This is a genomic window from Gordonia sp. (in: high G+C Gram-positive bacteria) (assembly GCF_049647785.1).
Taxonomy (GTDB): Bacteria; Actinomycetota; Actinomycetes; order Mycobacteriales; family Mycobacteriaceae; genus Gordonia.
In genome coordinates, this window is record NZ_JBARYI010000087.1 from 1 (window position 1) to 12,834 (window position 12,834).

General features: G+C 64.5%; 12 protein-coding genes and 1 tRNA gene. 5 read left to right on the forward strand and 8 right to left on the reverse strand.

All coding sequences use genetic code 11. The features are described 5' to 3' along the window. Positions 1-68: 68 nt before the first annotated feature. The 5 genes from otsB to WBA38_RS15070 are packed head-to-tail and all read right to left on the reverse strand — an operon-like array spanning position 69 to position 4,731. Positions 69-833, reverse strand: coding sequence for a trehalose-phosphatase (gene otsB / locus WBA38_RS15050; RefSeq protein ID WP_424323032.1), 765 nt, complete (start codon positions 831-833; stop codon positions 69-71). Continuing rightward, positions 830-2,275 (reverse strand): alpha,alpha-trehalose-phosphate synthase (UDP-forming), encoded by a 1,446-nt coding sequence (locus tag WBA38_RS15055; protein WP_424293093.1) that lies wholly within the window; start codon positions 2,273-2,275, stop codon positions 830-832. Before WBA38_RS15055 ends, otsB begins: the two co-directional genes overlap by 4 nt. Before the next feature lie 4 nt (positions 2,276-2,279). Next, on the reverse strand, positions 2,280-2,447 hold the full coding sequence (locus WBA38_RS15060; RefSeq protein ID WP_424293092.1) for a hypothetical protein: 168 nt from the start codon (positions 2,445-2,447) through the stop codon (positions 2,280-2,282). Positions 2,448-2,470: 23 nt separating this feature from the next. Further along, positions 2,471-3,271, reverse strand: a complete 801-nt coding sequence (locus tag WBA38_RS15065; protein WP_424293091.1) for a MerR family transcriptional regulator — start codon at positions 3,269-3,271, stop codon at positions 2,471-2,473. Continuing rightward, positions 3,268-4,731 carry a threonine/serine ThrE exporter family protein gene (locus WBA38_RS15070; protein ID WP_424323039.1) on the reverse strand — a complete coding sequence of 488 codons (1,464 nt, stop codon included), beginning with the start codon at positions 4,729-4,731 and terminating at the stop codon, positions 3,268-3,270. Before WBA38_RS15070 ends, WBA38_RS15065 begins: the two co-directional genes overlap by 4 nt. 67 nt (positions 4,732-4,798) lie before the next feature. Between WBA38_RS15070 and WBA38_RS15075 the strand changes: the two genes are divergently transcribed. Both WBA38_RS15075 and WBA38_RS15080 read left to right on the forward strand, forming a co-directional pair. Beyond that, positions 4,799-4,870: transfer RNA gene (locus WBA38_RS15075), tRNA-Thr, on the forward strand. A 119-nt stretch (positions 4,871-4,989) separates the two neighbouring features. Next, positions 4,990-7,656, forward strand: a complete 2,667-nt coding sequence (locus tag WBA38_RS15080) for a multicopper oxidase domain-containing protein (protein WP_424293090.1) — start codon at positions 4,990-4,992, stop codon at positions 7,654-7,656. A gap of 14 nt (positions 7,657-7,670) precedes the next feature. Here WBA38_RS15080 and WBA38_RS15085 read toward each other — a convergent pair whose 3' ends face one another. Genes WBA38_RS15085 through WBA38_RS15095 form a run of 3 tightly spaced genes read right to left on the reverse strand, consistent with a single transcriptional unit; the run spans position 7,671 to position 9,597 of the window. Further along, positions 7,671-8,567 carry an alpha/beta fold hydrolase gene (locus WBA38_RS15085; RefSeq protein ID WP_424323033.1) on the reverse strand — a complete coding sequence of 299 codons (897 nt, stop codon included), beginning with the start codon at positions 8,565-8,567 and terminating at the stop codon, positions 7,671-7,673. Further along, the gene (locus WBA38_RS15090) at positions 8,564-9,100 is read right to left on the reverse strand and encodes a nitroreductase family deazaflavin-dependent oxidoreductase (RefSeq protein ID WP_424293088.1); all 537 of its coding nucleotides are present in this window, start codon (positions 9,098-9,100) and stop codon (positions 8,564-8,566) included. The genes WBA38_RS15085 and WBA38_RS15090 overlap by 4 nt, the downstream gene beginning before the upstream one ends. 17 nt (positions 9,101-9,117) lie before the next feature. After that, positions 9,118-9,597 carry a GyrI-like domain-containing protein gene (locus WBA38_RS15095; RefSeq protein ID WP_424293087.1) on the reverse strand — a complete coding sequence of 160 codons (480 nt, stop codon included), beginning with the start codon at positions 9,595-9,597 and terminating at the stop codon, positions 9,118-9,120. A gap of 79 nt (positions 9,598-9,676) precedes the next feature. Here WBA38_RS15095 and WBA38_RS15100 point away from each other — a divergent pair, with 79 nt between their 5' ends. The 3 genes from WBA38_RS15100 to WBA38_RS15110 are packed head-to-tail and all read left to right on the forward strand — an operon-like array spanning position 9,677 to position 12,818. Continuing rightward, entirely contained in the window at positions 9,677-11,245 is a 1,569-nt protein-coding gene (locus WBA38_RS15100; protein WP_424293086.1) for a carboxylesterase/lipase family protein, read from the forward strand. Then, a complete protein-coding gene (locus WBA38_RS15105; RefSeq protein ID WP_424323034.1) occupies positions 11,242-11,640 on the forward strand; it encodes a RidA family protein in 399 nt (132 codons plus the stop codon). The genes WBA38_RS15100 and WBA38_RS15105 overlap by 4 nt, the downstream gene beginning before the upstream one ends. Beyond that, positions 11,637-12,818 (forward strand): winged helix DNA-binding domain-containing protein, encoded by a 1,182-nt coding sequence (locus WBA38_RS15110; RefSeq protein ID WP_424323035.1) that lies wholly within the window; start codon positions 11,637-11,639, stop codon positions 12,816-12,818. The genes WBA38_RS15105 and WBA38_RS15110 overlap by 4 nt, the downstream gene beginning before the upstream one ends. Positions 12,819-12,834: the final 16 nt, after the last annotated feature.

Consider the following 12,834-nt stretch of genomic DNA (forward strand, 5'->3'; position numbering starts at 1 on the left):
CACTATGTCAGACATAGTGCGGGAATCGACGCATCATGCGAGAACGGGAGGCGGGGGTGGGCGCGGAGCTACTGCCGCAGCGCGGTGACGAACTCTAAGACGGCGGCGACGCCGTCGGGGTCGGGGACGCGGAACTCGGCGGCGGTCGGACCTTCGCCGACCTTCACACCCACATCACCCTGGCGCAGGTGAGCGAAAGCCTTCTCGTCGGTGACGTCATCGCCGAGATAGATGACGGCGTCAACGCCGAGCGTGCCGCGCAGGCGGTCAAGAGCGTGACCCTTGCTGGTCTCGACGACCGCCAACTCGATAACCATCTTGCCGTTCATCACGTGCACGCCATCCCACGTTGCGGGGCCATTCTCCGCCAAGTGAAGGGCGGCGACAGCGTCGTCGCGCGAGGCCATCCGGGTGTGCAAGGTGACGCTCGCGGGCTTGCGTTCCACCGACGTGCCGGGGAATCGGGCACTGATCGACGTGAACTCAGAGACAATCCGCGCCAGCAGTGCTTCCTGCTCGACGCTGATTGCCGACTCGAAACCGTCAGCGAACTCGGCACCGTGACTGCCGACGAGCGTTATGTTTCCACTCGCCCCGGACAGCGACTGCAGGTCGACGCGGGCGCGTCCGGAAACTAGCGCGGCATAGGTCTGCGGGGACACAGCGGCCGTCTCCAGCGCGGCCATCGACCGCGGATTTGGCCGGGCGTCCGCCGGGCGGGAGACGATCGGCGAGACGCAGCCGTCAAAATCTGAAGCGACCAAGACGCGCGGTTTCGAAGAGAAGGCTTCGAGCGCCGCGACCAACGCCTCGTCGAGCACCGTCTCGCTCACGCCGGGCCAGCCAAGGTGGCAAGGAAACTGTTGGCCCACTGGTCGACGTCGTTGTCCATCACCTGGGCGTGCAACTTTGCCATCCGCTCTCGGCGCACGTCAACGGGATCGGTCGCGGCGCCAGCGATGGCGTCGTCGACGCTGGCTTCGTCGTACGGATTTAAAAGGTAGCTGTCGACGAGTTCGGCTGCGGCACCAGTGAACTCACTGAGCACCAGCGCACCGCCGAGGTCGTCGCGGGACGCCAAGTATTCTTTGGCGACCAAGTTCATGCCGTCGCGCAACGGCGTCACCAGCATCACGTCGGCGGCCCGGAAATAGGCGAGCAGTTCGTTACGGGGGATCGGCTTCAACAGGTAGCGCACCGGGGGACGGTCGGCGGTGCCGTGCGTGCCGTTGATGTGCCCGACCGTCTGCTCAATCCGATTGCGGATATCGATGTAACTGTCGACTCGCTCGCGGCTCGGGCTCGCCAGCTGCACCAGCATCGTCTTAGACGGATCCAGCCGGCCAGCGGCAAAGAGACGGTCCAGGCCAGCGAGGCGAACGTCGATGCCCTTCGTGTAGTCGAGGCGGTCGACGCCCAGTAGCAACACCTCGGGGTTGCCGAGTTCGGCGCGAATCTCCGCTGCCCGGTCGGCAACGCTCGCCGCGGCTGCGGCCACATTCGCCGAATCAATGGAGATGGGGAACGACCCAACCTGCACGGTCCGATCGTCGTACTTGACGGTGCCGAAATCGGTCCGCACCCCAACCGGATCACGGGAGGCAGCCGCGCCGAGAAGTCGGCGCGAAAGGGTCAGGAAGTTCTCGGCGCCGCCGGGCAGGTGAAAGCCGATGAGGTCGGCACCGAGGAGGCCCTTGAGAAGCTCGGTGCGCCACGGGAGTTGGCTAAACAACTCCGGCGGCGGGAACGGAATGTGAAGGAAAAAGCCGATGCGCAGATCGGGCCGCAGTTCGCGGAGCATCGCGGGCACCAACTGCAGTTGATAGTCCTGCACCCACACCATCGCGCCCGGCGCGGCGGCCTTCGACGCGGCTTCGGCAAACCGTCGATTAACTCGGACGTAGGTGTCCCACCAGTCGCGACGGAACTCGGGCTTCACGAGAACGTCGTGGTACAGCGGCCACAGGGTGGCGTTCGAGAAGCCCTCGTAATAGTCGACGACCTCGGCATCGCTGAGGGGAACCGCGCGCAGATCGATGCCCTCGATCTGCGGCTGATCGGGAGTTGGATCGTCGGGGTCCGACGTACTGCCCGACCAGCCAACCCAAGCCCCGGACCGGGTCGCGAGCGTCGGCGTTAGTGCGGTGACTAAGCCACCCGGTGATCGACTCCAGACGATACTCCCGTCCGGTTGGACACGCTTATCAACTGGAAGCCGATTTGCGACGACAACGAAATCCGCACCCGCCGCAGGGTGCCCGTCAGGCGAGGTCATCGAATCAGGCGGACTCGCCTGGCGCGATACCCAGCATCGAGAGGAGCATCCGGCCTTCTTCGGCGTCGTTTGCATATGCCGCCACGACGCGACGGGCCTGGTGCGCGGTCTCGTCGGCTACCGGCTCCAGGTCTTCATCGTCAACGATGTCGGTTGTCTTTGGTGCTGCCATGGCCGAAATTCTACCCGAGCCATTCAGTTGTGCTTGTCCGCGTTCGCGACGATCGCGTCACGGACGTATTGGGCCAGACCGGGTGCGAGCTTTTCGTAGGTTGCGGTGAAGCGCGGGTCCGCTACATACATCTCGCCGAGGCACGTGTGGAACTCGTGACTGCAGTCGTAGAAATGGTCATTGATCTGCAGTCGCGCGCGTTCTGCCGCGTCGGTGGCGGCGGCGCTGTCGGCGGGGAGTCCGGCCTGCAAGGCGGCAACAAAGGCGGCATTAATCGCATCCGTCTCAGATCTGATATCCGCCCAGTCCGACTTCGTGTACTTGGTGGTGCGCTTGGCGGACTGCTGCCACGCGTCGGTTTGCCCCCACCGGTCTTGGGCTTCGGCTTGGTACTCGTCGTTGAAGGCGTCGCCAAAGATTTCGCGCATGTCGGCGTCGGTCGCGGGTTGGTTGTTCATGTGTCTCTCCACTGCTCGGTCGATGGCGTCGACGAGTTCGGTCAACTCGCCGAGCCGGGATATGACGGCATCGCGCTGCTTGCGAAGTGCGGCGACGGGATCGTCGCTTCCGCCGAGCAGCGCGGCGATTTGATCGAGCGGCATCTCAAGGCGTCGATAGACCACGATCGCTTGGAGTCGGTCGACGTCGGCCCGCGTGTAGAGCCGATAGCCGGCCGAACTGCGGGTGGTGGGGGAAAGTAAGCCAATGTCGTCGTAGTGATGCAAGGTGCGCACCGTGACACCGGTCATTTCGGCCAGCCGTCCGACAGTCCACGTTTCGTCCGTAGCCATCGACTTGCCGCTCGTTGCGTCGTTCGCCGTCATGTGTTCCAGCGTCCAGGCTTACGCCGCGGGAGGGTCAAGCCCAAGTATTTAGCGTCGGTTCCGGTGGCGCGACCGCGGACGAGTGACACCGGTAGATGCGGGCGTTTGAGTTTGCGCGCAATGAACTCGCCGAGGGTGACGCCCGCTGCGATGGAGCAGCCGATGGTGATTGCTGTCGCCAGCTCGCGAAAACCGGCGATGGTCTGCTGACTCATCACGCCGTACAGGCCGCGATACATGGCGAGGCCGGGAAGTAGTGGGGCGATACCCGCGACGGCGACGACGAGCGGAGGCACCAGTGCGCGGCGGGCGGCGAGACCGCCGACTAGGCCCACAACCACTGACGCGCACGCGCTGGCGACGATGGGTCCTGCGGCCGTGTAGGCCAGTCCGGTCACGACGCCGGTGGCCAACATTCCGGCGCCCAGTGCGACGGGGATGGCGCGACGTTCGGCATAGCTGGCGGCAGCGAACGCGCCTGCCGCCATGGCACCGCCGAGGAGGCTCGAGATCACATCCGCCCGACCGAACGGCGACGTGGTGCTCAGTCCCGGGAGCGTGACACCCATTGCCTCCACGAGGCTGATGGCCAAACCCACACCGGCAAGAATCCCGCCGGTCATCAAAACGACCTCCGAGAATCGGGCCGTACCGGTGAGTGGCGCACCGGTGATGGCGTCTTGCACCGAACCCACCAGGCTCAGCCCGGATAGCAGGACCACGATCCCCGCCGCGATGACCTGTGACGGCGCGAAGACAATGTCGAGTTCCTCGCGCCAGTGATAGAGCCCGGCGGCCGGTAAGACGGCAATGAAACCGCCGAGGACCTGCTGGAAGAAGATGGGCGTTCCGATGCGGGCGAGGATCCGATTGAGCGAGACAATAACGATGGTGGTGAGGAAGCTCGTGGTGCCGACGAGCGCGGTGCCACCCAACAGGATCGAGATGCCCAGAGCCATCAGGCCCCACGAGAGAGTGGCGAACCAGTACGGGTAAGGGTGCGGCGAGGCGGTGATGCCGTCGACGATCCGGTGCGCGGTGCCGGGGGTGATCGCGAGTTGTCGGATCCGTCGGACGAGGCGGTCGATGTGTGCGAGTCGGGTGAAGTCGAGTGACCGGTAGTGGACGGTACGGACCGTGGTGATCGGCGGAAGCGTGGGGCCGCGTCGCGCGCTCACCAAGATGGTGTTGAACGTGACGTCGACCTCCACGTCGTCGAGGCCAAAGATGCCAGCGACAAACTCGATCTGGCTGCGCGTGTCGATGGCACCGGTACCGGAATCGAGGAGGACGGCGCCGATGCGAGCGGCCAGGTCGAGGACTTCGGTGATGGCTGCTTCATCGTCGAGCGCAATGGGTTTTCGCGGTGCGACGACGATGCTGCCCGGCTCGATCGTGTCGATCGTCGCCGTCGCATCACCCAGGATGCGATCGAGCCCCTTGCGGAACGCTGCCTTCAGTTGCACCGCGCTTCCTCTCGGCTTGGTTTTTCGGCTTCGGCAGTGAGCCTATATACTTCCGCGGCAGGCCTCCTTAGCTCAGTGGTAGAGCACTCGCCTTGTAAGCGAGCGGTCGTCAGTTCAATCCTGACAGGGGGCTCCGCTGGCCGCCGGGTCATTTGGCCCGGCGGCCTTTTTGTGGCCAAAAGCGCCAATATCGGACGTGATACGCATCGCCCCGGGGGTCTCACCGGGCGTTTGGAACGTAGTATTAGGCCCGTGACCACCACAAACGACCGTCGCGGAATGAGCTGGCACCGTCGTGCGGGGATGCCCGTGCGCGTCTGGATGGTGGTGCTCATCGTGGTTGGTCTCGCGCACTGGGCGATCCCGAGTTCCCGCTGGTTGATCGTGCATATCTTCACGATCGGTCTGGTTGTGAACTCGATTCTGCTGTGGTCGCAGACGCTCGCCGAACGGTTCCTCGGCTATCACCTCCCGCCGGAACGTCGCGCGCCACAGTTGGCGCGGATCTATACCGCCAACGCGGGTTTGATCGTCACGATCATCGGCATGCTGGGCACATGGTGGCCTGTCACGCTGGTCGGGGCGGTGCTTATCGGCACGGTGGTTGCCTGGCATGCCCTTGCGTTGGCCCAGTTGATTCGTGAGGCGCAGCGGAGTCGCGCGGAGAACGGTGAAGGCCCGGCCACCAACGCGATCAGCGTCTGGTTCTTTGTCGCATCGGCCGCGATGCTGCCCTTTGGCGCAGGCTTCGGCGTTGCCCTCGCTTACGGTTTCGCCGACCCCGAGCAAGCCGGATATCTTGTCACGCACCAGGCCCTCAACATTCTCGGCTTCCTCGGTTTGGCGGCCGCGGGCGTGCTGATGATCATGTTCCCGCGCATGCTCGGCGACACCGAAGTGGACCTGAGCCGGCGCCCGATCGCGTTAGCGGTATTGCCTGCGGGCATCGCCGTGATCTGCGCTGGTGCGCTCACGAACCAACCGGTGGTTGCCGCCGTGGGGGTCGGGATTTACCTCGTCGGATGGCTCATCGTGACCGTCCCGTTTGTGCCCGTACTTCTTCGACGGCCGCCGTCGTCGTACTCGTCGGCGTCGATCACTGCCGCCCTGGTGTGGTTGCTGGGGTCGTTAATCGCCTACGCGACCGTGATGGTGACGGGGCCGTTCGAAGCCTCGCGCATCACGTTGCTGACCGTCTGGTTCCTCGCGGGCTTCGCGGGACAGTTACTGCTCGGCGTCATGAGCCATCTGTTGCCGACCATGATGGGCGGCGGCGAGGTGACCGCCGCGGGCAAGGCTGGCATGGACAAATGGTGGCTGTGGCGGGTACTCGTCATCAATGGTGGCCTGGTGTTGTGGCTGCTGCCGTTGGGTAGCTGGGTCAAGGTGGCGTTGTCGTCGCTGGTGATGCTGGCGTACATCCTGTTCTTGCCGATCATGATTCTCAGTGCCCGGGCGGCGATGACGGTTCGTCGCGCCGCCGCGGAGCAGCAGAACGGGGCAGCCGAGCACACTGACGGGGCAGCCGACCAGCCTGACGGGACTCGGGTCGCGGTGACGAAATCGCAGCCGCAGCGCGGACTACAGGCGGTGGCTGCGGCGACCGCGTTGGCTCTCGTCCTGTCGGTGGGCGTCGCCCTCGGGGGTGGGGGCACTGCCGTTGAAGATGCGGCAGGCACAGCGACACCGACGGGCGAAACGACAACCGTCCAGGTTGATGCCGTCGGCATGCGGTTTACCCCGGAGACGGTAACGGTCCCCGCCGGAAACCGGCTGGTCATCAAGGTGACCAACAAAGACACGATGGTGCATGACATGGTCTTGGCCACCGGTGGGTCGACAGGCCGCTTGGCGCCGGGTAAGTCCGGGACCATCGATGTCGGCGTCGTGGGACGGAACATTGAAGGCTGGTGCTCTATCGTGGGCCACCGTCAACAGGGCATGGTGTTCCACATCAAGGTGGAGGGCGGTGACAACCCCGAAACCACCGACAACCCCGAAACCACCGACAACCCCATGCAGCACGGGGCGATGGGACCTGCGGCCAAGACCGACCTGATGCGCGATCCCGGCCCCAAATTCACTGCCCGCGACCCCAAACTGTCACCGGCGCCGGACGGTGCGCTCCACAGGTACACCTTTGAAGTGACCGAGGCGCCCGGCGAGATCGCGCCCGGCACCAAGGCCACACGTTGGACGTACAACGGCGGAACCATGGGCCCCACGCTTCGCGGCAAACTCGGTGACGTCTTTGAGGTGACCCTCGTCAACAACGGCACGATGGCCCACTCCATCGATTTCCACGCGGGCATGGTGTCGCCGGATAAGAACATGCGCGACATTAATCCGGGTGAACGCCTCGTCTACCGCTTCCGCGCTGAACACACCGGTATCTGGCTATATCACTGCGCAACCGCCCCGATGCCCGTGCATTTGGCGGCCGGAATGTTCGGTGCCGTCGTCATCGATCCGCCGGGCCTCGCACCCGTTGCCGCCGAGTATTTGATGACCCAGTCCGAGTGGTACCTGGGGCCGGACGGAGCACCGATCAACGCCGACAAGGTCGCCACCGGCATTCCTGACCTGGTGATGTTTAACGGCTACGCCAACCAGTACGTCTTCCGACCGCTGCGGGCCAAGGTTGGCGACCGCATCCGCATGTGGGTGCTCGACGCCGGTCCCAACGAACCGCTGTCGTTCCACGTGATTGGCAGTCAATTCGACACCGTCTACAAAGAGGGTGCCTACCTACTGCAGCCCAACAACCCCCTCAGCGGTGGCTCGCAGGCCCTCGGCCTACTCCCAGCTGAAGGCGGCTTCGTGGAACTTACCTTCACCGAACCCGGCACCTACACGTTCCTCAACCACCGGATGTTCGACGGCGACCGCGGTGCCATGGGCAAGATCATCGTCGAGTAGCGGAAACAGTTTTTCTACCCAGCGAAATGTGTCGTCAACTCTCGAATGATCCGATCCCATAGCGGACGGGGGAGGTCATGGCCCATGCCTTTGATTTCGGTGTAGCGGGCACCGGGGACGGTGGCGACAACCGCCTTGGACGCCGAACCGCGCATCAGTTTGTCTTCGCTGCCGTGCATCACCAAAGTCGGTGCGGTAATCCGCCTATTGAACGAGACAAGGCTGCCTGTCCCCATGATCGCGGCGAACTGTCGGGCGAACCCGGGCAGGTAATAGTTGCGGTCGTAGTACTCGGCGGCGTGCTCGCGAGCCACCGTCGGGTCGGCGGGCAATGACTGCGACCCAATAATGCGACCGGTGGCCATCGAGGTCGCGATAATCCGGTCCCTGTCCGCGCTACGCGGCGGACGCTTCAGAAGGGCAAGGAGTTGCTTTGGTCCGGGCGGCGGCAGGAAGGCCCGATTGTTGCTCGACATGATGATCGTGTCCGACAGCACGCGGTCGGCATGATTGGCTCCTACCACCTGCGCGATCATTCCGCCCATCGACGCGCCAACAATATGTGCGCGGTCGACACCGAGGTGATCGAGGACCCCGATGGCGTCGTCGGCCATGTCGACGAGCGTGTACGGGCTGCCCGGCACGGCTTGCCCGATGAAGTACCGCAGCAGTTTCACGGGCAGTAGCCCGCTGCCGGGCGAGGCGTCGTCGATCTTCGACGACAGTCCGATATCGCGGTTGTCGAAGCGAATCACGCGGTATCCGTGTGCTGCTATTTGCTCGCAGAATTCCGGCCGCCAGAACACCATTTGGGCACCGAGTCCCATGATGAGCAGAACCGCCGGGTCTGCGGGATTGCCGAACTCGTCGTAACAGAACGTCAGGTCGCCGACCGGCGCGAAGTTGCTCACTGCTGGCTGATTCGGATCAGCGGTATGGTCCGATCTACCGCAGCCGCACGTTCCCGATAGTTGGCGTACAGCGGGAACACGGTGTCGGCCATGGCCCACAGTCGCTGCTGCTCGGCGGGGTCTTCGACGATGCTCGCGGTGCGCCACTCGCCACCGCCAGCCTTGCTGATTTGCACCCTGGGGTGCGCGCGAATGTTGTGGTACCAGGCCGGATGCTTATCTCGGCCGTAGCTGGACGCGATGATGATGACGTCGGTACCACCGCCGTCGGTGTCGTGGAAGTACAAGACAGGGACGACGCGCTCGGCGCCGCTCTTGGCGCCGATGGTGGTGAGGAGCGCGGTCGGCAGCACCATCCCCGAGCTCACTTTGCCGCCACTGAGCTTGAGCAAGGTTGGGTCGATACGCGGTGCCACGTTGATCGACGCCCACCGCCCGACCGGCGTCCGCAATACAGCGGCGTAAGCGCGGTTGGCGGGGCGCAGGCCCTTGGCTGGGTCGACGAGCGGCAGACCCGAAACGATGGCACTCATTCGGGAAACCATGGCACTCATTCGGGGAGCAACAGTAGAAGGTCGGTCCGCAGGTCGTGATGATCGACGACGCTGGGGTCGGTCACATAGATCTCGATAGCCGCCAGCGGCGCCTCGCCGCCAGCCGCGAAATGCTTCTCGGTCAGGTTTTCCCACGCCGAACCGAGGCCGTCGAAGCCGCCGAGGTGCGACATGATGACGGCGCGACCGCTTGGGAAGATCGACGTCTCGACACCTTCGACCTCAGCGGGGGCGGCCACGGGGAAGCCGATGATGAGGTCGAATTCGTCGCTGATATCGCCGCGGTAAATGGCGAAACCGGGGCCGATCGGGCCGGCCTGAGCGATCTCGTGAAAGTGACCGTCGAAGATTTCGTGAAGCCCATCGAGTCTCACTTCGGGGAACTCCATGGTCGCGACCAGGATGCCTTCGGGGAGTGCGATTTCTGTCGGTTCGAAGTAGGGGTCTTCGTCCATGATCAGCGGCAATGAATCCATGCGCGCCATGCTACTTCTCAGCGGTGACATGCGGGAGTCCTCAGGTGCGCGATGAGCCTATTCCCGGCAAGATGAACGTGTGACTGATGCTGATCACGTCGTCGACACCGACTATGGCCCGCTACGCGGCACCAGCACCGCGGCGGCCGACCTGTGGCTGGGCGTCGCTTACGCCGCACCCCCGGTAGGTCGACTTCGGTGGCGGCACGCGCAGCCTCCCCGGGAGCGCTCGGAAGTTGTTGATGCGCGGAACTATTCGCCGGTTTGCCCGCAGCCGGTCATGCAAGTGATCGATCTGGGTCCCGATGCTTTCGCGAACGAGGATTGCCTTTATCTCAACGTGGGCACACCCCGCGATGTGGCTGGCTCCCAGGCACGACTACCCGTAATGGTGTGGGTGTACGGAGGCGCGTACCTGTGCGGCTCCGGTTCGCAACCGCTGTACGACCCCGGTTCGCTGGTGCAATCGTCGGTGGCGCGCGGAACGCCGACCATCATCGTCACGTTGAACTACCGCCTCGGGGCGTTCGGGTTCGCGGACCTGCGACATATGTCGTCGGGAGGGGAACAGTTTCAGGCGAACTGCGGGCTCTCTGACGTGATTGCCGCGCTGGCGTGGGTCCGGGACAACATCGCTGGCTTTGGCGGCGACCCCGCCAACGTGACCCTTTTTGGTGAGTCCGCGGGTGCGGGCATCGTGACCACCCTGTTGGCTTCCCCAGCGGCAAAAGGGTTGTTCCACAAGGCGATTGCGCAGAGTTCTCCGGCGACCACGGTTTACGACGCCGAGCGTGGCCAGCGGTATGCCAATATGCTGCTCGCCGAGTTGCCGCGCGAGTATGTCAGTTCCGAGGCGTTGCGATCAACGCCTGCGCTCAACTTGGTGAACGCATCGTCGACCGTCTTTAACCTGGTACCGAACCGGTTCCCGGGAACGATCGCGTTCGCTCCGGTGGTCGACGGCGATCTGGTTCCACTGGATCCGCTGGAGGCCATCGTCACCGGTGAAGCGCACCGTATTCCGCTGCTGATCGGTACCAATCGGCATGAGACATCACTGTTCCGGTGGATGTCGACACCGCTGTTGCCGGTCAAGAACCAGGGCGTGGACGCGATGTTCACGCTCATCAGCGCCGAGCGGCCCGGCCTGCGGGTTCCCGAACCCGATCATTTGGATTCGTCGTATCAGCACGTGCCGTCGGGGGTGCGGAGTATGGCCATTTCCCGCGACATCGGGTTCCGAATGCCTGCGGTGTGGATTGCCGAATCGCACGCCCAGGTTGCTCCGGTGTATCTGTACCGATTTGATTGGGCGACACCGATTCTGCGCCTTCTCGGTTACGGCGCGGCGCACGCCACGGAGGTGCCATACGTGTGGGGAAATCCGGCATCCACAAAGCGTGACCCGATGTACGCGTTGGGGGGTCGAGCGACGGGAGAACAGGTGCGACGACGGATGCAGTACCGCTGGCTCGGGTTTGCCGCAGAAGGCGATCCGAACACTGGCGGGGACGATGCGACATGGGAGGCCTACGTGCCACAACGACACAGTTCGCTCCTAATCGGCGGTACCGAAGATACGCCGGTCGACGGCCTCGACGACCACATCCTGCGGGCGTGGGGCGACGAAGTGCTGAGCTTCCGATGACCGTTCACCGCTTCACCTCGCCGGGCTTGCACGACGGCGGATTCGCCCACGGTGCCGAGGTTTCCGCGGGATCGCTCGTCTACACGGCCGGGCTATCGCCGCTCGACGACGACGGTCGGATTGTGGGCGCCGACGATCCCGTCGCGCAGACCGTGCGCGCCATTGAATGCTTGGACATTCTGCTCGGCGATCACGCTTCGCTCCGCTCCGCCCTGATCAAGGTCACGGTCTATGTGGCGACTTCCGACGCCGAGGTGCTTGGCACGGTCTGGCGAACTGCCGACGCTACCTTTGCCGGGCACACGCCACCGGCAATTGTCGTCGGCGTTACCGCTCTGCCGTATCCGGGGCAGGTCGTCGAGATCGAGGCTGTGTTTGCGAAGGACCAACCGTGACGGACCGACCCGTCATCACTGACGACCAGCGTCGCGCCGCCCTGCAGCAGCGACTGCTCCTCGACGACACCACCGGGCACAGCGTGATCGAGGTGGCCGACGCGGTGGTCGGACTGCATGCGACGATCCCGTCCACGGTGCACCTCTCGGCGTGGGCGCGCGGTATCGCCGACGGTCCCGAGCCCGTGGAGGCCGCGCTGTATCGGGACCGGACGGTGGTGAAGCAACTCGCCATGCGGCGGACGCTGTTTGTGATGTCGCGGCCGGTGTTGGCCGAAGCCGTCGGTGCAGTTGGGTCGCGCGTGGCGGCGTCGGAGCGGACCAACATGCTGCGCGACCTGCGGCGGTCCGACGACGTGTCTGACCCCGAAGCCTGGTTGGTTGCGGCCCACGATGCGGTCCTCGCCGAGTTCGGCGATGGTGCCGCGTTCTCCGCTTCAGAACTACGGAAGCGGTTGCCGGACTTCGACATTGAAGTGATGATCAGCCCAGGGAAATCCTATGGCGGGCTGTCGCCGTTGCTGCCGCGAATGTTGAACTTCATGGCCGCAGCGGGCGAAGTGGTCCGCGGACCGAACGACGCGGCGTGGCATCGGTCGCGTCCGTCGTGGACGGCAATGGCGACCTGGCTCGGCGAGCCGTTGCCGCACGTCGATCCGCATGCGGGCCATATTGCGCTAGTGGAGCGGTGGCTGCGGCAATACGGGCCGGGGACGGAAACCGATTTGGTGTGGTGGCTCGGAACCACAAAGTCTGCGGTCCGCAAGGCACTAGCGGCGCTCGACGTGCGGGAGGCGGACCTGTCGAACGGGGTTGGCTACCTGCTAGCCGACGATCCACTGCTCGACGGCGCGGTCGACGCCGTCGAACCTCGAGCCCTGCTGCTTCCGACCCTTGATCCGGCGACGATGGGTTGGAAGGAACGTGACTTTTACCTCGGAGAGCACGCGCCAGAACTGTTTGATCGCAACGGAAATGGCGGGCAGACCGCGTGGTGGGACGGCCGGATCGTCGGCGGCTGGGTCCTCGACGACAACGGCGTCCGCGTGGTTCCCCTCGAGGACCTTTCTGCGGACGCCGTCGCGTCGTTGAATGCCCGCGCCGCCGAACTCACCGACTGGCTTGGCGACCACCGTCCCACGTCCTCGTTCCCCTCGCCGCTGATGCGACGCGGGTAGGGCGACCTCGCGGAGT